General features: G+C 68.3%; 15 protein-coding genes. 7 read left to right on the top strand and 8 right to left on the bottom strand.

The annotated features are described in order from the left end of the window. The first annotated feature begins 129 nt into the window (after nt 1-129). Entirely contained in the window at nt 130-777 is a 648-nt protein-coding gene (locus tag FPY90_RS13710) for an isochorismatase family protein (protein WP_498681644.1), read from the top strand. A 166-nt stretch (nt 778-943) separates the two neighbouring features. On the opposite strand, the gene FPY90_RS13705 is transcribed toward FPY90_RS13710, so the two are convergent. Next, entirely contained in the window at nt 944-2,128 is a 1,185-nt protein-coding gene (locus FPY90_RS13705; RefSeq protein ID WP_498681643.1) for a siderophore-interacting protein, read from the bottom strand. A 118-nt stretch (nt 2,129-2,246) separates the two neighbouring features. Continuing rightward, nucleotides 2,247-3,140 carry a LysR family transcriptional regulator gene (locus FPY90_RS13700; protein ID WP_498681641.1) on the bottom strand — a complete coding sequence of 298 codons (894 nt, stop codon included), beginning with the start codon at nt 3,138-3,140 and terminating at the stop codon, nt 2,247-2,249. An 84-nt stretch (nt 3,141-3,224) separates the two neighbouring features. On the opposite strand from FPY90_RS13700, the gene FPY90_RS13695 reads away from it, so the two are divergent. After that, the gene (locus FPY90_RS13695; RefSeq protein ID WP_498681639.1) at nt 3,225-4,127 is read left to right on the top strand and encodes an EamA family transporter; all 903 of its coding nucleotides are present in this window, start codon (nt 3,225-3,227) and stop codon (nt 4,125-4,127) included. Nucleotides 4,128-4,363: 236 nt separating this feature from the next. On the opposite strand, the gene FPY90_RS13690 is transcribed toward FPY90_RS13695, so the two are convergent. The 5 genes from FPY90_RS13690 to FPY90_RS13670 all read right to left on the bottom strand — a co-directional run bounded on the left by FPY90_RS13690 (nt 4,364) and on the right by FPY90_RS13670 (nt 10,718). Beyond that, a complete protein-coding gene (locus FPY90_RS13690) occupies nt 4,364-5,428 on the bottom strand; it encodes a maleylacetate reductase (RefSeq protein ID WP_498681637.1) in 1,065 nt (354 codons plus the stop codon). A 133-nt stretch (nt 5,429-5,561) separates the two neighbouring features. Beyond that, entirely contained in the window at nt 5,562-6,041 is a 480-nt protein-coding gene (locus FPY90_RS13685; protein WP_498681636.1) for a MarR family winged helix-turn-helix transcriptional regulator, read from the bottom strand. 10 nt (nt 6,042-6,051) lie between these two features. Beyond that, nucleotides 6,052-7,680: an MDR family MFS transporter gene (locus tag FPY90_RS13680; protein ID WP_071213858.1), complete on the bottom strand. Its 1,629-nt coding sequence runs from the start codon at nt 7,678-7,680 to the stop codon at nt 6,052-6,054. 249 nt (nt 7,681-7,929) lie between these two features. Continuing rightward, nucleotides 7,930-9,468 (bottom strand): MFS transporter, encoded by a 1,539-nt coding sequence (locus tag FPY90_RS13675; protein WP_071213722.1) that lies wholly within the window; start codon nt 9,466-9,468, stop codon nt 7,930-7,932. A 20-nt stretch (nt 9,469-9,488) separates the two neighbouring features. After that, nucleotides 9,489-10,718, bottom strand: coding sequence for a M20 family metallopeptidase (locus FPY90_RS13670; RefSeq protein ID WP_071213723.1), 1,230 nt, complete (start codon nt 10,716-10,718; stop codon nt 9,489-9,491). A 265-nt stretch (nt 10,719-10,983) separates the two neighbouring features. Here FPY90_RS13670 and FPY90_RS13665 point away from each other — a divergent pair, with 265 nt between their 5' ends. The 5 genes from FPY90_RS13665 to FPY90_RS13645 all read left to right on the top strand — a co-directional run bounded on the left by FPY90_RS13665 (nt 10,984) and on the right by FPY90_RS13645 (nt 16,780). After that, entirely contained in the window at nt 10,984-11,691 is a 708-nt protein-coding gene (locus tag FPY90_RS13665) for a FadR/GntR family transcriptional regulator (RefSeq protein WP_071213724.1), read from the top strand. Further along, nucleotides 11,688-12,653 carry an asparaginase gene (locus FPY90_RS13660; RefSeq protein WP_071213725.1) on the top strand — a complete coding sequence of 322 codons (966 nt, stop codon included), beginning with the start codon at nt 11,688-11,690 and terminating at the stop codon, nt 12,651-12,653. Before FPY90_RS13665 ends, FPY90_RS13660 begins: the two co-directional genes overlap by 4 nt. 139 nt (nt 12,654-12,792) lie before the next feature. Next, nucleotides 12,793-14,226: an aspartate ammonia-lyase gene (locus FPY90_RS13655; protein ID WP_498681634.1), complete on the top strand. Its 1,434-nt coding sequence runs from the start codon at nt 12,793-12,795 to the stop codon at nt 14,224-14,226. A gap of 153 nt (nt 14,227-14,379) precedes the next feature. Then, nucleotides 14,380-15,909, top strand: a complete 1,530-nt coding sequence (locus tag FPY90_RS13650) for an amino acid permease (RefSeq protein WP_083411028.1) — start codon at nt 14,380-14,382, stop codon at nt 15,907-15,909. A gap of 259 nt (nt 15,910-16,168) precedes the next feature. Further along, the gene (locus FPY90_RS13645; protein ID WP_071213727.1) at nt 16,169-16,780 is read left to right on the top strand and encodes a hypothetical protein; all 612 of its coding nucleotides are present in this window, start codon (nt 16,169-16,171) and stop codon (nt 16,778-16,780) included. Nucleotides 16,781-16,799: 19 nt separating this feature from the next. Here the strand turns inward: FPY90_RS13645 and bcp are convergent, their stop codons facing one another. Beyond that, entirely contained in the window at nt 16,800-17,288 is a 489-nt protein-coding gene (gene bcp, locus FPY90_RS13640) for a thioredoxin-dependent thiol peroxidase (protein ID WP_071213728.1), read from the bottom strand. Between the last annotated feature and the right edge of the window lie 139 nt (nt 17,289-17,427).

The following is a 17,427-nucleotide window of genomic DNA, read 5'->3' as shown; positions in this document are numbered from 1 at the left end:
AAAGGCATGGATGGCGATCTTCAGTTTGGCCCGTTTCCATCGAAGATGTGCAGATACGCCACTCACTGTACCCGAGGGCACGGTGCCATGCTGGGATGACCAACCAAACACCACGAATGGGAGCCCACCATGGCTGAACTGCGCCGCGCACTGGTCATCATCGACGTGCAGAACGACTACTTTGCCGAGGAAGGACCGCTCGCGATCCAGTACCCGGACCGCAACGAATCCCTGGCCAACATCACCCGGGCCATCGACCTGGCCGACGCAAAGGGCATGCCCATAGCCGTCGTCCAGCACCAGTACCCGGCCGGGGCACCGGTGTTCGCCGAGGGCTCCGAGGGCTGGAAGCTGCACCCGGAGATCGCCTCCCGCCGCAAGGACTCGTGGAAGCACTTGGTCAAGAGCTACGCCAGCGTCTTTGCCGGCACCGACTTCGAAGCCTGGCTGCGGGAAAACGACGTCGAGACCATCACCGTGGTCGGATACATGACCAACAACTGCGACCTGGCCACCGCGGCGGCCGCCGAGCCGCTGGGCTTCGGCGTGGAAATGCTCTCCGACGCCAGCGGCGCCATCCACCTGGCGAACGAGTCAGGCCAGGTCGGTGCGCAGCAGCTGCACGAGACGTTGATGGTGCTGCTGCACTCCAACTTCGCCACCGTCGCCACCACCGACGCCTGGGCGCAGTCCGTCGAGGGCGGAGCCGAACTGCCCAAGGGCGACCTGGGCTCCTCCGCGATGCAGGGACGAGCGGCATTCCAGCCCGTCGGCTGATGACGGCCGCTTCGTCGCACTGCGGCGAGTTGCCAAGAAAACCGTGGTGCGCAACGGGAACCAGGGCCGCAACCCGCGGTTTGCCGCGATAGGTCCTGACCCCGTTCCGCCGTCGGCGGTGCCCCTTACCGCCTGTGGCCAGGGGCACCACTGCTCCGGGGTGCGTTTACTCCGTCGGCGAGCCGGGGTTGCCGATCGGAAGCGTGCGCCACGCCCGCTTGGCCTTCCTCGGCGTCCAGTAATTGGAGGTCGTGATCCGGCGCTGGTCCAGGTCCCAGTGGGAAAGCAGGCGACGGATCTCCTGCGTGGCGGAACGCTCTCCCAACGCCAGGATCTCCACCTGGCCGTGGGCGGCCGGCAGGTCGCGCAGGGCATTGGCCAGCATGGTGCTGGTGGCGGAGGGCTCGCCCGAGCGGTGGACCCAATGCAGTGCCATGCCCGCGGGCCGGTCGATCTCGAACTCGTCCTGCGCGGAATCGACCTCCAAGATCACCTGGCCCACGGCGTTGCGCGGCAACATTTCCAGGGCCGCGGCGATGGCCGGGATGGCGGACTCGTCCCCGACATACAGGTGCTGCTCCGCCCCGGCATCCGGGCGGAACTTGCCCTTGGACTTCGAAAGCACCAGCAGGTCGCCCGATTTGGCCCCGGCCGCCCAGGAGCCACCGACGCCGTCGGTCCCGTGGACGAAGAAGTCGATTGCTATTTCACGGGCCGCCGGATCATGGCTGCGGATCGTGTATGAGCGGGAGACCGGCAGGTCCTCGCGGGCCAGGCGCCCGCGCAGTGAACGCATCTCATAGGGCGGGACCAATCCCAGGGCGGGGTTGGCGAAATGCACCTTGACGTGCTGGTCGGCCGCGCCGTTGGACTCGAAGTCGGCAAAACCCTCGCCGCCGGCAACAATGCGCACCATGCTTTGGCTCAGCCATTGGGTGCGCAGCACCTCGAGCACGATCTGCGAACCGCGCACCCGGGTGCGGACCGGCGCCGCGGTATCGGCAGGGGCTGGCCCGGCAACCGCAACCGCGTGCTGCGGTTCGGCGCCCGGCGCCGGCGGCAGCGGAGGCAGTGCACGGGGCCGTGCCTTGCGCAGCGCCTTGGTGGCCGCGGCGTAGGCGGCCCTGCCTCCGGCCTTCTCGGCGTCGCGCAACGTCGCGTCACGCAACGCCTTGGAAAGCGTGATGCCGCCGTGCCGTGCCGCGCGCTTCAGCTTCTTCTTGGCGGCTTTCCGCCCGGCCCGCCGGCCTGCCTCGACGGCGGCCTCGAAGACCCGGGCGTGTTCGCGGGCCAGCGCCGGGGGCAGCTCGCCGGGATACACCGGGTGCTTGGGGTGCTTGTGGTGCGACATCTCGAGGGCTCCTCTCGGCCGTGCGGGCATCTTGCGTATCCTCGAGTCTGGCCCGAGTGGCTCCCGGTTACAAGCGGGCCGGCCCCCTGGCGCGGCCTCTGGTGACCGACCTGTCCGGCTACCTGCCCTGGTTCATCCGCCCGAGCACCAGCCCGAGGGCCGGCCAGGCGCTGCGCCCGGCGCGGGTCCGGGCGAAAGACCGCAGCCGCAGGTCCGGCTTGCGCAGCGGCAGGATGGCGATCCCTTCCTTCCGCGGGCGGTTTTCCGGGAGCAGCCCCACCCCGAGCCCGGCCAGGATCAGGTCCTCGACCAAGTCCAGGCTGTCGGCCTGGTGGCGCATGGCCGGGGCAAACCCGGCCATCGAGGACAGCAGCCGCAGCACCGTCTCGTCGGCGATGTTGCGAGAGTTCCCGATCCAGTCCCGGTCGCGGAAGGCGGAAAACACGTCCGGCGCATCGGGCGCAGCCGTGAAGCCTTCCGCATCGCCGCTGGGCACACCCAGGCCCCACGGCGTGCTCCACAAGTCCAGCCTTTCCACGCCGGGACCGGCCGAATCCGGGGCCAGGTTGTAGTCGTAGGTCAGGGCCAGGTCTACGTCGTCGGCGGCCAGCAGCTTCAGCGCCTCGGCCGGTTCGTGCTCCAACACCACGATCCGCACCCGAGGATGATGCTCGGCCAGCTCCTTGATGATGGGCATCAGCGTGGTGCGGATCGCAGTCGCGAACCCCGCCACCCGCAGTGTGCCCGAGGGCTCGGCGGCGGGATCCAGGTCGAGCCTCGCCGCATCGATGGCGCCGAGGATGGTGTGCGCGTGCTCGGCCAGCCGTCGGCCGGCCGGGGTGAGCCGGACCCCGCGCCCGTCGGGTTCCAGCAACCGGGCGCCGGTTTCCCTCGAGAGTTGCGCGATCTGCTGGGAGACTGTCGAAGTGGTGGTTCCCAGAACGTCTGCGACGGCCCGCATCGAGCCCATGCGGGCAAGTTCGTAGAGGTATTGCAGGCGCCGGGTATCCATGATCTCCATTGTGCAGGAATCCTGGACGATATGTTGATGATTCTCGCGTGGACATGGATGACTTGCCTCGGCTCTACTGGGTCAATGACTTCAACACACGCATCCGCAGGCAAGACCGCCGGCGTTGGCTCCATGATGGCGTTTGCCGCGATGGGCTGCGTCCAGCTGGGCCTGGCGGCTTCGATAGGCCTGGCCGGGACCCTGGGCTCCGAGGGTGTCGCCTGGCTGCGCCTGGCTTGGGCCGCGGTGATCCTGGTGGCCATCGCCCGGCCCTGGAGGATGAAATTCACCCGTGCCACGCTGGGGATCTGTGCGCTGCTGGGCCTGGCCACCGCCGGCATGACGCTGGGCTTCATGAAGGCGGTGGAAACCATACCCCTGGGTACCGCGAGCGCCCTGGAATTCATGGGGCCGCTGGCCGTGGCCATCATCCAGGGCCGCGGCGCGGGGCGCTGGTGGGCGCTGGTCGCCGCCGCCGGAGTGCTCGGGCTGACCGAGCCCTGGCACGGTGCCGCAGATCCCGCCGGCGTGCTTTTTGCACTCGGCGGCGCGGTCTGCTGGGCCGCCTATGTCCTGCTCACCCAGCGCGCCGGGGACGCGGTAGACGGCATCGGCGCATTGGCCATATCCATGCCCGTCGCGGCGGTGGCCGCAACGCTGGTGGTGGGCCCGGAGGTGATCGGACGCATGGACGTGCAGGTGCTGGCCATAGGATTCGCGCTCGCGCTGCTGCTGCCGGTGATCCCGTTCAGCCTCGAACTGCTGGCGCTGCGACGGCTGACCACCGCGGCGTTCGGCACGTTGATGTGCCTGGAGCCGGCCATCGCGATGGTCGTCGGGCTGCTGATCCTCCACCAGGTCCCGCGCCCGGCCGCGATTCTTGGCATCCTGCTGGTCATCGTCGCGGGGATCGGTGCCACACGCACCGGCCGTCGCGACCCGGCAAAGATCGCGCAACCGGCGGTTGCCGCGCAGTCCGTCCCGTAGACCACCCACGTCCGGAGTCGTGTGATGATCAACGCTTGAACGAGAGCCAACCTTGAGATGCGGGGAATTGCGCGCGGCTCAACTTTCCATCGGTCGCGTTGAATCCCGTAATCCGTCAGTCAATGCCGCAGTTCGTGGAATGACGGTTCGCATTTCTGGCGGACTGGCAAATCTGCCCGCGGCACTCTGTCTGGCACACTCCCTGCATTTATTCGCCGTGGACGGACCGGACCGGTTCAGTAGGCCGGTTCGGAGCCGTGGAGCGCCGCGGTGAGCAGCCCCGCCAGATCTTCCGCGGTGACGGTCCGGGGGTTGTTGGCCGGAATGGCCGGAAGAATGAGCGAAACAGCCTCGGGGATGTTTGCCGCCGCGAATCCGTAGTCCTTCAACGCACGCGGCGCATCCAGCCGGGAGCGTAGCGCGTTGAGCCCACCAAGGGCGGTCGGGCTTCCAAATGCCGCTGCCATGCGGGCCTCTGCCCCGGGAGCCGCAGGCGCGTTGAAGGCCAGCACGTAGGGCAGCACCGTGGCATGGGTCTGGGCGTGGGGCATGTCGTAGGTTCCGCCGAGCACGTGGCAGATCTTGTGGTGCATCCCGGATCCGGCAGAGGCGAACGCCACCGCCGACAGGTACGCGCCGTAGAGGGCCTGTTCGCGTCCCTCGATGCCTGCGGGATCCGCCACAATTTCCGGCAGCCCGGCGGCAAGGGCCCGGATCCCCTCGGCGGCCAGCGCCGCATTGATCGGGTCGGCGCGCGGCCCCCACATTGAGTCGATGCAGTGGGCCATGGCGTTCAAGCCCGAGGCCACGGACAGGCCGATTGGCAACGAGGTAGTCAGCGCGGAGTCGTAGATGACGGTGGCCGGCAGCACCCGGGCATCGACACCCGTGGTCTTGCGCCCCGCCTCGGTCAGGCCCCAGACGTTGGTGGCCTCGGATCCGGCATAGGTGGTGGGTACGGCGACGATGGGCAGCGCGGTGTCCAGGGCGATGGCCTTGGCCAGGCCGACGGCCGACCCGCCACCGAGGCACACCAGCAGATCGATGCCGTTCTCCCGGGCGGCGGCGCGGGCCGTCTTCGCGCTGGCGATCGGCACGTGCTGGACGATGTCGGAATAGCGCAGCGCCACGGGGAGCCGTCGGGTCAGTTCGTCAACGGTGCCGGAATCGCGCCGCCCGGCGATCACCATCACCCGGGTGGCGTCGAACCTGGCCACCTCCGCCGCAAGGTGCTCGGCCGCCTTGCCGGTGCCGAAGAGGACCCGTTGGGGCAGGGTGTCGTGGCTGAAGGTCATTCCCATGTTGGCAGTCCTTGGATTGTGGTCCCGTGCGGGGGACCGGAGACGTTGCCTGAAACGCTACCCGATACGCAAGTGGTCCCTGTCGGCGGAACGATTTGTTCCGCCGACAGGGACCACCTGTGAAACCCGGGGTTTAGAGCGGGGAGTTGTTCAGCCGCGCCAGCAGGTCGGTGAAGCGGCGGACCTCGCCCGGTTCCCACTCCGCGAGCCGGTCATGGAGCACCCGGCGGGCGTCGGCCAGGTTCGCGTCGAAGCGTGCCCGTGCCTCAACGGTCATGGAGACCAGCAGGGCCCGCCCGTCGCTGGGATCCATGCTCCGGTCGACCAGCCCCAGGTGGTCGAGCTGCTTGATGGTCCGGCTCATCATGGCCTTGTCCACCTCCATCTCCTCGGCCAGGCACCCCTGCTGCCGGGGCCCCGAGCGGGAGAGGATGGTGAGCACCTTGAACCCCATGGGGGGCAGCTCCGGGTCGATGGCCGCGGCCCGGGCCCGGATGCTGTTGCGCGCGTTGACGAACATGGTCGCGAATTGCTTCTCGACCTCGTCGATCAGCGGAGCCATGACGGCGTCATCGGCCCTGGAGGGTTCCGCGACGGCGAAGTGATCGGCCACGGCGTCCATCTCAGCGGCGCGCCGAGGTGTTCTCGTCGTCCAGGCGCGGGGTCGCCGCGATGGCAGCCTCGCTGACCTCAACCAGGTTTGCCTCGGCGGCCTCGGCCTCCGCGCGCTGGTGGCGGGTCTGGGTGCCCAGCTCCAGGTTGGGCATGAAGGCCACGGCCAGGATGGTCAGGATGCTCAGCGGGGCCGCCACCATGAAGACGTAGGCCACGGCGTCGCCGTAGGAGGACTCGATGATGGAACGGACCGAATCGGGCAGGGCATGGACCGCGGGGATGTTCCCGGAGGCCAGCGAGGCGGCCAGGTCCTTGCCCTTGTCCCCGAGTGCGGCAATTGCGGCGCCCAGCTCGGCGCTCTTGGCGCCCATGAGGTCGGCGACCTTCGTGGCCATCAGTGCCCCAAGGACCGAGACGCCGATGGTGCCGCCCAGCGAGCGGAAGAACGCGATCCCGGAGGAAGCCACGCCGATCTCCGCCGGGGTGACGGCGTTCTGCACGATCAGCACCAGGTTCTGCATGACCATGCCCAGGCCGGCGCCGAGGACGAACATGTAGGTGGAGACCAGTACGAAGTTGGTGTCGTAGTGGATGGTGCCCAGCAGGTAGAGCCCTGCCAGCTGCAGCACCGAGCCGGTGACCATGATGGCCTTCCACTTGCCGTGCTTGGAGATCAGGGCTCCGGCGATGGTGGAGATGACCAGCAATCCGGCCATCATCGGGATGGTCATCAGCCCGGATTGGGTGGCGTTGGCGCCGCGGGCCAGCTGCATGTACTGGGCCAGGAAGACCGAGGTGCCGAACATCGACACGCCCACGGAGATCGAGGCGACCACCGAAAGGGTGAAGGTGTTGTTCTTGAACATGGTCAGCGGGATGATCGGCTCGGCGGCCTTGAATTCCACGATCACGAACGCGGCCAGCGCGGCAACGGCGCCGCCGACCATCCATGCGGTCGTGGCCGAGGCCCACTCGAAGTTCTTGCCGGCCATCGAAACCCAGATCAGCAGCGCCGAGACGCCGGCCGAAAGCAGCACGATGCCCGCGTAGTCGATGGACACCTTGCGCTTGGCCACCGCGGGCAGGTGAAGGGTCTTTTGGATCAGGATGATCGCGATGGCCGCGAAGGGCAGGGCGATGAAGAAGTTCCAGCGCCAGTTGATGGCGTCGGTGATGAATCCGCCGATCAGCGGTCCGCCCACGGTGCCAAGCGCCATGACGGCGCCGAAGAGGCCCATGTACTTGCCGCGCTCGCGCGGGGAGATGATGTCGGCCATGACGATTTGGGTCAGGGCTGTCAGTCCGCCTGCGCCCAGGCCCTGGAAGACGCGCATGGTGATGAGCATCGTGGTGTCCTGCGAGAACCCGGCGATGGCCGAGGCGACCACGAAGATCAGCAGCGAGAGCTGCAGCAGGAGCTTGCGGTTGGACAGGTCGGCCAGTTTGCCCCAGATCGGGGTGGAGATGGTGGTGGCCAGCAGGGTTGCGGTGACCACCCAGGTGTAGGAGGTCTGGTCGCCGGCCAGGTCGGAAATGATGACCGGGAGCGAGGTGGAGACGACGGTGCCGGCGAGGATCGAGACGAACATGCCCATGAGCAGGCCGGTCAGTGATTGCATCACCTGGCGGTGGGTCATGCCCGATTCGGACAACTGGGGCGCCGCCTTCGTGGCGCTGGGTGTCTGGGACAAAAGGGGACTCCAAAACAAGGGGGAAGATGGTTGATTGGTATCAACTATATTGAACTAGTTGCTGTTGCGCAACTAATTCCCCTGTGATCCGGGGCTCCTTGTCGGCGCTCGCCGGGCGCCGCGGGACGCGGAAGGAGCCGGGACGCCACTTGAACTGGTCCCGGCTCCTTCCGCCCGCAAGTGGCGGGCGCCGTGCTAGTTGCCGAACGCCGGGGGAGCGACGTCATGCGGTTCGAACGGCTCGGCCTCCGGCACGCGGTCCTTCGGCTCGGCCGGGACCGTGACGATGATCGCGGCGATCGCAATGACCACCATCAGCACGTTGAACAGCAGGCCGATGGCCCCGCCGAAGCGCAGCGCGACATTGTCCTGCCGGCCGATGAACAGGCCCCAGGACTGGATGAGTTCCGGGTTGACGGCCTGGCCGGCCACGTACAGGGCCGCGGAGATCGCCACCCCGATCGCGTTGCCCAGCGAGGAGGCCATCTTGTAGATGCCCGAGGCCGCGCCCACCTGGGCGTCCGGGACGTTGGAGAGCGCCGCGTCGGTGGACGGTGTCGCGTAGAAGCCCAGGCCCACCCCGAAGAGCGTGAAACCGATGACGGACAGCACGATGTACTGGTCGATGTACAAAAATGTCATCGAGCACATCAGGATGCCGACGCCGGTGATCATCGAGCCCCAGAGCATCGGCTTCTTCGGGCCGAAGCGCTGCAGCAGCTTCTCGCCCACCCGGATGGTGGCCAGGATCGCCACCAGGTAGCCCAGGGTGAGCAGGCCCGATTGCAGCGAGGACATCCCGGCCGCGACCTGCACCAGGCCCAGGGACACGATCAGCGTTCCGGCCGCGCCGTTGAGCAGGAAGTTGGACAGGGTGGCGCCGGTGAAGGTGCCGTTGGAGAACAGCTTCAGGTTCACGAACGCGCCGGCCCGGTGCGTCTCGATGTACAGGAAGACCAGCCCCGAGACCGCGGCCAGTGCGATCAGCCCCAGCCCGGCGAGGCTCAGCCAGCCCAAGGCCGGGCCCTGGGAGATGTAGATGTTGATCGAGACCAGCAGCACGATGAACGCGACCAGTCCGCCCCAGTCGAAGCCCTGCTCCACGGCGGCAGGATCACGCTCGGCCCGCGACTCGGGGGTGCCGCGCAGCAGCCACAGGGCGAGGATCGAAAGCACCACGGAGATCCAGAAGATCGAGCGCCAGCCCAGGAAGGTGGAAGCCATCAGCCCGCCGAAGAGCGAGCAGAAGCCGGAGCCGCCCCAGGAGCCGATCGACCAGAAGGACAGCGCGCGCTGCCGGGCCTTGCCCTCGTAGAAGGTCTTCACCAGCGCCATCGAGGAGGGCATGATGCAGGCCGCGGACAGGCCCTGGACCACGCGTCCGCCCAGCAGCATGGTGCTGGTCAGCCCGCCGAGGTTTTCCGGGGTCAGGGCGATCAGCAGCGAGCCGGCGATGGACAGCCAGATGCCGGCGTAGAGAATCTTGACCCGGCCGATCCGGTCGGCCAACCCGCCGGCGACAACGATGAAGATGCCGGAGAACAGCGAGGTGACCGACACCGCCAGGTTCGCCAGGGTCTCCTCCACGCCGAGCTGGCCGCGGATGCCGGGAATGACGTTGAGCAGGGTCTGGGCAAAGAGCCAGAAGTTGATGACCGCCAGGACGATGCCCAACAGCCACTTGTCGGTGGGCTTCCAGGCGGTGGTCGCCGGGGAGTGGGTTTCAGCGCTCATGGTGTTCCACGTTCCTTCTCTCAGTTCTTCTTGCCCAGGTAGGCCAGTGCGGCGATGACTTGGGTGCGGGTGGCGGTTTCGAGCGTGGGGTCGATGGCGGGGGCGAAGAAGGGGGAGTGGTTCGCGGGGATGTCGGAGGACACCGTCCCGCTTGCCACCGCCTTGCGGTAGGCCTCGGCCGGGACGCAGCCAACCGTCCAGTACGTGTAGGGGATGCCGAACGCGTCGGGGATGGTGCTGAAGTCCTCCGAGGCGGTGGCCGGGTCGGCGCGATGGACCTGACCGTCGGGGAAGTGTTCGGTGAAGGCCCGGGTGACGGTTTCGTTCACCTCGGCATCGTTGCTGGTGAGCGGGAACTGGTCGTAGTACTCGAACTCCGGCTCCTTCGGGGAACCGGCCGCGGCGCATTCCCCGCGCACGATCCGCTCGATGGAGGCCATCACGTGCTTGCGCAGCTCCGTGTCATAGGTGCGGATGTTCAGCCTCAGTTCGGCCCGGTCGGGGATGATGTTGGCGGTGGTCCCGGCGTTGGACGCACCGACCGTCACCACCGCGAACTGACCCGGCCGGGTCTCCCGGGACACGATGGTCTGCAGCTTCAACACGATCGAGGCGGCCAGCACCACCGGGTCCACCGAGTTGTGCGGCATGGAGCCGTGGGCGCCGCGGCCGTGGACGGTGATCTTCAGGCTGTCGCCGGCGGAGAGGATCGGCCCGGCGGTGGTGCCGATCATCCCGGCCTCCATGGGCATCACGTGCTGGGCCAGGGCGACGTCGGGACGCGGCAGCTTGTCGACAAGCCCGTCGGCGACCATGGCCCTGGCTCCCGCGGCGGTTTCCTCGGCCGGCTGGAAGAGCGCGATGTGCGTCCCGGACCAGGCGTCCCGGTGGTCGGCCAGCACCTTCGCGGCGCCCAGCAGGGTGGCCATGTGCATGTCGTGCCCGCAGGCATGCATGACGCCCGCGACGGTGGAGGAATACTCCAGCCCGGTGTCTTCCGTGACCGGAAGCGCGTCCATGTCGGCGCGGGCAAGGACCACAGGTCCGTCGCCGTTGGCCAGCACCCCGACCACGCCGGTGCCGCCGATCCGCTGGATCTCGTATCCCAGGGTGCCGAGTTCGGCCGCGATGCGTTCGGAGGTCTCGTGTTCCTGCAGGCCGAGCTCCGGATGGCGGTGGAAATGCCTGTACAGCTCGCGTTGCCACTCCAACTGCTTTTCCAGCGAGCTGAAAACAGCTTGATAGCTCATGCTTCGGCCTTCCGTCCCGGCCGCGAACGGACGTTGCCGGATGCTGGGTGCCTCGTCCGCGGATCCACAAGGCCAAATGTATTCCCGCCGGGAGCACGCTGTCCATGTCAGCGTGGTCTTTTCGCGAGACATTCACGGCAGCGAACGGCGTGCTCCGAGGGCGGCCAAGGTCTGGCCTGCCGGTTCCGGCGCGAAAATACCGCGGGCGGCATGTGGGGGCTCGCGCGCCTTGACAGTGTTTTGTGAGACGTGACATAGTCGGAACATGAACCTGTCAGACAGCCGGGCAGCCGGACCGCAGCCGATCGTGAGAGTCAGCGCGGCCGAGGCCGTCTTTACCTCCATCCGCGACGCCATCGAGTCCGGCGAACTGCCCGTCGGCAGCAAGTTGAGCGCCGAATCGGTGCTTGCCGCCCAATACGCGGTCAGCCGCTCGGTCATCCGCGAGGCCCTGCGCTCCTGCGCTGCACTCGGGCTCACCCAGACCCAAACCGGCAAGGGCACCTTCGTCATTGCCCCGCGCGCCGGCGGCGACCTGGTGCTCGGGGCCTTCTCCGCGCGCAGCCTCATGGAGGCACGCCCGCACATCGAGATCCCCGCGGCGCAATTCGCCGCCACCCGCGCCACCGCCGACCAGCTTCTCCAGCTGCGCGGCATCATCGAGGCCATGGAAGACGAGGACGACCCGGAAATGTGGGTCACGCTCGATGCCAGCTTCCATGCCACCATCGCCGCGGCCAGCGGCAACGGCGTCTTCGCCCGCGTGGTCAACGACATCCGCGACGCGATGGTCAACCAGTCCGAGACCATCAACCTCATCACCGGCCGCCAGCACCCCTCGCACGCCGAACACCGCGAGATCCTCGCGGCCATCGAAGCCGGCGACGGACCCGCGGCCGGGAAGGCCATGGCCGCACACCTGGCCGCCGTCGACGAAGCCCTGACCCTGATCCTTGGAGTGGGCAAACCGTGAACCTCGCCAATTTCCCCGGCCACGCTCCGCTCGCCGTGCAAACCCGCGGCCAGCTGGTGGAAAGCGTCCACTACGGCTCCCTGGCGGCCCTGGATCCACACGGCACCACCGTGCTCACCCGCGGGGAACCCGGAGCCCGGATCTACCCGCGTTCGGCCCTGAAGCCGCTCTTCGCCGTGGCCATGGTGCGCGCCGGGCTCGAGCTGCCCGCCGAGCAGCTCGCCCTGGCCGCCGCCAGCCACTCCGGCTCCGCCGACCACCAGGACCTCGCCGCCAAGATCCTCGCCGAGGCCGGGCTGGATCCCGCGGCGCTGCGCAACTCCACCGACCTGCCCTACGGGACCGCCGAACGCCACGCGTGGATCCACGCCGGCAACGGCCCCACCCAACTGGCCCAGAACTGCTCGGGCAAGCACGCCGCGATGCTGGCCGCTTGCGTGCTCAACGGCTGGGACACCGATACCTACCTGCACCACGACCACCCGCTGCCCACCCTCATCCGGGCGGTCGTCGCCGAACTCACCGGCGAGGACGTGACCATCACCAGCACCGACGGGTGCGGCACCGAGGTCTTCGCACTCTCCCTGACCGGCATGGCCAGGGCATTCTCCAGGCTGGTCACGGCCACCGGGGGCACCGCCGAACGCCGGGTCGCCGACGCCATGCGCGCGCACCCGCTGATGGTTGCCGGTATCGGGCGCGATGTCACGGCGCTCATGGAGGCCGTGCCCGGGCTGCTGGCCAAGGACGGGTTCGAGGGAATCCAGCTCATCGCCCTGCCCGACGGCTCCGCGGTGGCACTGAAGATCTCCGACGGGTCGGACCGGGCGCGCATGCCGGCCGCCGTCCCCGCCTTGCTGGCCCTGGGCGTGGCGCCCGGGCCGCTGGAACCCTTCAACAACCTCCCCGTGCTCGGCGGCGGCCACCCGGTCGGCACCCTGTCCGGGCTGCCCCTCAGCTAGCGCCGCTCCCGGGGCCGCAACACGGCCCCACCCACAACGCACCACCGCGCGCTGCCTTGTCGTGCCCAAAAACAGCCCTTCCAACGCAGCGCACCATCCATCGCCCACGCACCGCCCCAGCACAGGAGAACCTCCCGCCATGAACGAATCCACCGCCACCTTGCAGGCCACGGCCCCCCAGGGCACCCGCAGCGAACACGATTTGATCGGCGACCGGGACATTCCCGCGCACGTGTATTGGGGCGTGCACTCGCTGCGCGCCGTGGAAAACTTCCCGATCACCGGCCAGCCGCTGTCCACCAACACCAACCTGGTGGTGGCCCTGGCCATGGTCAAGCAGGCAGCAGCCCGGACCAACCTGGAACTGGGCCTGCTCGACGCGCCCCGCGCCGAGGCCATCGTCGCCGCCTGCGCCGAAATCATCGGCGGCAAGCTGCACGACCAGTTCGTCGTCGACGTGATCCAGGGCGGCGCCGGGACCTCCTCGAACATGAACGCCAACGAGGTCATCGCCAACCGGGCCCTGGAACTCATGGGCCACGCCAAGGGCGAATACCAGTACCTGCACCCCAACGACCACGTGAACCTCAGCCAGTCCACCAACGACGTCTACCCCACCGCGGTGCGCGTGGCCACGATCTTCGCCGCGACCTCGCTGGTCGGTGCGATGGAGCACCTCGGCGCGGCCTTCGCCGCCAAGGCCGTCGAGTTCCGCACCGTGGTGAAGATGGGCCGGACCCAGCTGCAGGACGCCGTGCCGATGACCCTGGGGCAGGAGTTCAACTCCTATGCCGTGACCCTGGGCGAGGACCGCTTGCGGCTGGCCGAGGCCACCTTGCTGGTCCACGAGATCAACCTCGGTGCCACCGCCATCGGCACCGGGCTCAACGCCCCGGCCGGCTACTCGGCGCTGGCCTGCACCCACCTGGCGGAGATCTCCGGGCTGAAGCTGGAAACCGCGTTCGACCTGATCGAGGCCACCGCCGACGTCGGCGCCTTCGTGCACCTCTCCGGGGTGCTCAAGCGCGTGGCCGTCAAGCTCTCCAAAATCTGCAACGATTTGCGCCTGCTCTCCTCCGGCCCGCGCGCCGGCCTGGGCGAGATCGACCTGCCCGCGGTGCAGTCCGGCTCCTCGATCATGCCCGGCAAGGTCAACCCGGTGATCCCCGAGGTCGTGAACCAGGTGGCCTACGAGGTCATCGGCAACGACGTGACCATCACGATGGCCGCAGAGTCCGGGCAGCTGCAGCTCAACGCCTTCGAGCCGATCATCGTGCACAGCCTGACCAAGTCGATGCGCCACCTCGAGGCCGCCTGCACCACGCTGGCCGACAAGTGCATCGTCGGGATCACCGCGCACGAGGACAAGCTGCGGGCCCAGGTGGAAAACTCCATCGGCCTGGTCACCGCACTGACCGTTCAGCTGGGCTACGCCGCCTCCACCAAGATCGCCCTGGAGGCTCTGTCCACCGGCCGCGGCGTGGCCGAGCTGGTCCTGGAACACGGGCTGCTCTCGGCCTCCCAGCTGCGCGAGCTGCTGCGCCCCGAGCGCCTGGCCAACCTCAGCGAATAGCTGTTCCCTCCGCCGGTTTCCGGGCACACCCGCCCGCAACCGGCGCCCCGCCCGCGGCCCACCCCCGCCGCGGCCTTCACGACCCGTTCCGCCATCACGCACCACCTTGCAAGCAAGCCCCCACGACATCCACTCCCCGAGAGGCCCACGCGCATGACACGTGAAAACCCCACACCCGGCCCCGCGCCGCGTTCCGGAAACACCCTGGCCGACGGCCGGCCGAAGTCGGCATTGACCGCCGAGGACGCCGGCATGCACAAGGGGCTGAAATCCCGCCAGATCCAGATGATCGCGATCGGCGGGGCCATCGGCACCGGCCTGTTCATGGGTGCCGGCGGCCGGCTGGCCGGCGCCGGCCCGGCATTGATGTTCAGCTATGCGGTCTGCGGGTTCTTCGCGTTCCTGATCCTGCGCGCGCTGGGCGAACTGGTCGTCCACCGCCCCTCCTCGGGTTCCTTCGTCTCCTACGCCCGCGAGTTCTTCGGCGAGAAGGCAGCCTTCGTCACCGGCTGGCTGTACTGGCTGAACTGGGCCATGACCGCGATCGTGGACATCACCGCGATCGCGCTGTACATGAACTTCTTCGCCAAGTACGTGCCGTGGATCGGCGCGGTCCCGCAGTGGACCTGGGCGTTGGCGGCGCTGCTGCTGGTGCTGGGGCTGAACCTGGTCTCGGTGAAGGTCTTCGGCGAGCTGGAGTTCTGGTTCGCGTTGATCAAGGTCGTCGCGCTGGTGGCGTTCCTGGCCGTGGGCGTCTACTTTGTCATCTTCGGGTCTCCGGTCCCCGGGCACGAGGTCGGCTTCTCGCTGATCGCGGACAACGGCGGGTTCTTCCCCAACGGCCTGCTTCCGGTGGTCGTGGTGATGCAGGGCGTGGTGTTCGCCTACGCCTCGATCGAGCTGATCGGCACCGCGGCCGGGGAGACCGAAAACCCGGAGAAGGTCATGCCCAAGGCCATCAACACCGTGATCATCCGCATCGCCGTGTTCTACGTCGGCTCCCTGGTGCTGCTCTCGCTACTGCTGCCCTACAGTGCCTACAAGGCCGGCGAATCCCCGTTCGTGACGTTCTTCGGGTCCATCGGCGTCGCCGGCATGGACTCGATCATGAACCTGGTGGTGCTCACCGCGGCGATGTCCTCGTTGAACGCCGGGCTGTATTCCACCGGGCGCATCCTGCGTTCGATGGCTCTGGCCGGATCCGCGCCGCGCTTCGCCGCGCGGCTGAACAAGCGGGGCGTGCCCTACGGCGGCATCGCGCTGACCACCGTGGTCGCAGGCCTCGGAGTGGTGCTCAACGCGATCGTTCCGGCACAGGCCTTCGAGATCGTGCTGAACATGGCGGCGCTGGGCATCATCGCCTCCTGGGGCATGATCGTGCTCTGCCAGCTGGCGCTGTACCGCCTGTCCCGGCGCGGGGAAATGGCCCGGCCGGCCTTCCGCATGATCGGGGCGCCCTACACCGGGTACCTGACCCTGGCCTTCCTGGCCGCGGTCATCGTGTTGATGGCCTTCGACTCGCCGGTGGGCACCTGGACCGTGGCCTCGATCATCGTCATTGTCCCGGCGTTGATGATCGGTTGGTACGCCTCCCGCGGGCGCATCGCCGACATCGCCGCGGCACGCGATGCGGCCGACGAGCGCTACGAAGTCGCGCTTTCCGCCTCCGGGCCGGAGGCCTGAGCCACCCGGCACCCGGCGCCCGCACCCGCCCCCGCAAGCACCTTGCGGGGGTGCGGTTGTGTTGCGGCGACGGTGCCCGGCGGCGCCGCGGCAGCGGGCCGCCCGGGGTCCGGCGCCAAGCCGGTTACTTTCCCCCGCGCCTCTGCTACCCTCGCAGCATGAGGCACCCATCATGCGTTGCTTTGCCACCCCTCATCCACCCCGATCCAGCCTTCCGCAGAGGTGCGCCATCTGCCGGCGCGCCCCGCGGGTCCCGGCGATGAGCACCATCCAGGGCGGCGGCTGGGAAACCACCGCCCGTGCCCGCGGGCAGGCCGAAGACGCCGACCTGGGGCGATGGCTCTACACCCTGCAGCTGGAACGCGAGGAAGACCGCAAGTCGTTGGTCAACAACGCCGCAGGCCTGGTCGTCGGGCTGATTGTCGCCACCGCCAGCATCATGTTCCTGGTGCGCGCCCATCCCGCGGTGCCCGGATTGAAGCTGGGCGGGTTGGCACTGAGCGTCCTGGGGCTGGGGTTCGTGGCGGTGTGCGGCTACCGGATGCTCTTCCGGGACCGCGAGGGCATCCGCGGGATCCTGCTGGGCCACGTCTACGAGGCGGGCCTGGTCCTCGAACGCACCCGGGGCCCCAGCCACGTGGTGCCCCGGGACACCGGCATCCTGCGCCACGTCGCCTGGGACGCAGGCGGGGACGAACGCGCGCGCGACCAGCTGTGGATCACGCTGCCCGATGGCTCCGTGCGCGGCATCGAAACCTGGAGCGGGTTCGAATGCCGGCAGCTGGCGCAGCTGGCCACGCACTTCGGGATGCCGGACGAACCGGAACGCATCGCCCCGGTCCATCCCGCAGACATCCCCGAACTCCTGTAGCGGGGAGGCAGGGAAGCGGCTAGATGCCGAGTTCCTCGCGCAGACGGGCCACATGCCCGCCGGCGGCGACGTTGTACTCGGCCAGCGAGACCAGGCCGTCGCCGTCGACCACCACGGTGCTGCGCAGCGTGCCGGAGGACTTCTTGCCGTTGAACTCCTTTTCCCCGTACGAGCCGTAGGCGGTGGCCACCGCAAAATCGGGATCCGAAAGCAGCGGGAAGTTCAGCGATTCGGCAGCGGTGAACGAGGCCAGGGCCTCGCCCTGGTCCGGGGAGATGCCCAGGACCTCGTACCCGGCGCCCCGCAGCGAGTTCAGGTTGTCCCGGAAGTCGCAGGCCTCGGTGGTGCAGCCGGGGGTGGCCGCCTTGGGGTAGAAGTACACGACGACGTTCTTGCCCGCGTAGTCGCCCAGCGAGACCTGCCGGCCGGTGGCATCGGCCAAGGTGAATTGCGGTGCGCGCTGCCCAACGGCCAGCGGTGATGAAAGTTCAGACACAAGCGACTCCATTCGTTTCCACATCCTGATAATTCAATTTCATCCTATTGCTTGTGTGGCGGACCAACAAGGGGTGAACGAGGGTGAAAACCACGCATTGCACACCCGTCGGGGCACCGATCGGGCCCGCATACCGCGCGCGATGTACGCG

Source organism: Arthrobacter sp. C2 (genome assembly GCA_024207135.1).
In the GTDB taxonomy this organism is placed as follows: domain Bacteria; phylum Actinomycetota; class Actinomycetes; order Actinomycetales; family Micrococcaceae; genus Paeniglutamicibacter.
Note: the sequence above shows the minus strand (reverse complement) of the source record. Positions and strands in the feature narration are given on the sequence as shown.

Coding starts and splice junctions, on each gene's coding strand:
- FPY90_RS13670 (WP_071213723.1), bottom strand. CDS start 10,718: ATGAGCTATCAAGCTGTTTTCAGCTCGCTGGAAAAGCAGTTGGAGTGG.
- FPY90_RS13665 (WP_071213724.1), top strand. CDS start 10,984: ATGAACCTGTCAGACAGCCGGGCAGCCGGACCGCAGCCGATCGTGAGA.
- FPY90_RS13690 (WP_498681637.1), bottom strand. CDS start 5,428: ATGGGAATGACCTTCAGCCACGACACCCTGCCCCAACGGGTCCTCTTC.
- FPY90_RS13695 (WP_498681639.1), top strand. CDS start 3,225: ATGACTTCAACACACGCATCCGCAGGCAAGACCGCCGGCGTTGGCTCC.
- FPY90_RS13705 (WP_498681643.1), bottom strand. CDS start 2,128: ATGTCGCACCACAAGCACCCCAAGCACCCGGTGTATCCCGGCGAGCTG.
- FPY90_RS13710 (WP_498681644.1), top strand. CDS start 130: ATGGCTGAACTGCGCCGCGCACTGGTCATCATCGACGTGCAGAACGAC.
- FPY90_RS13700 (WP_498681641.1), bottom strand. CDS start 3,140: ATGGATACCCGGCGCCTGCAATACCTCTACGAACTTGCCCGCATGGGC.
- bcp (WP_071213728.1), bottom strand. CDS start 17,288: ATGGAGTCGCTTGTGTCTGAACTTTCATCACCGCTGGCCGTTGGGCAG.
- FPY90_RS13645 (WP_071213727.1), top strand. CDS start 16,169: ATGAGCACCATCCAGGGCGGCGGCTGGGAAACCACCGCCCGTGCCCGC.
- FPY90_RS13655 (WP_498681634.1), top strand. CDS start 12,793: ATGAACGAATCCACCGCCACCTTGCAGGCCACGGCCCCCCAGGGCACC.
- FPY90_RS13680 (WP_071213858.1), bottom strand. CDS start 7,680: ATGACCCACCGCCAGGTGATGCAATCACTGACCGGCCTGCTCATGGGC.
- FPY90_RS13650 (WP_083411028.1), top strand. CDS start 14,380: ATGACACGTGAAAACCCCACACCCGGCCCCGCGCCGCGTTCCGGAAAC.
- FPY90_RS13675 (WP_071213722.1), bottom strand. CDS start 9,468: ATGAGCGCTGAAACCCACTCCCCGGCGACCACCGCCTGGAAGCCCACC.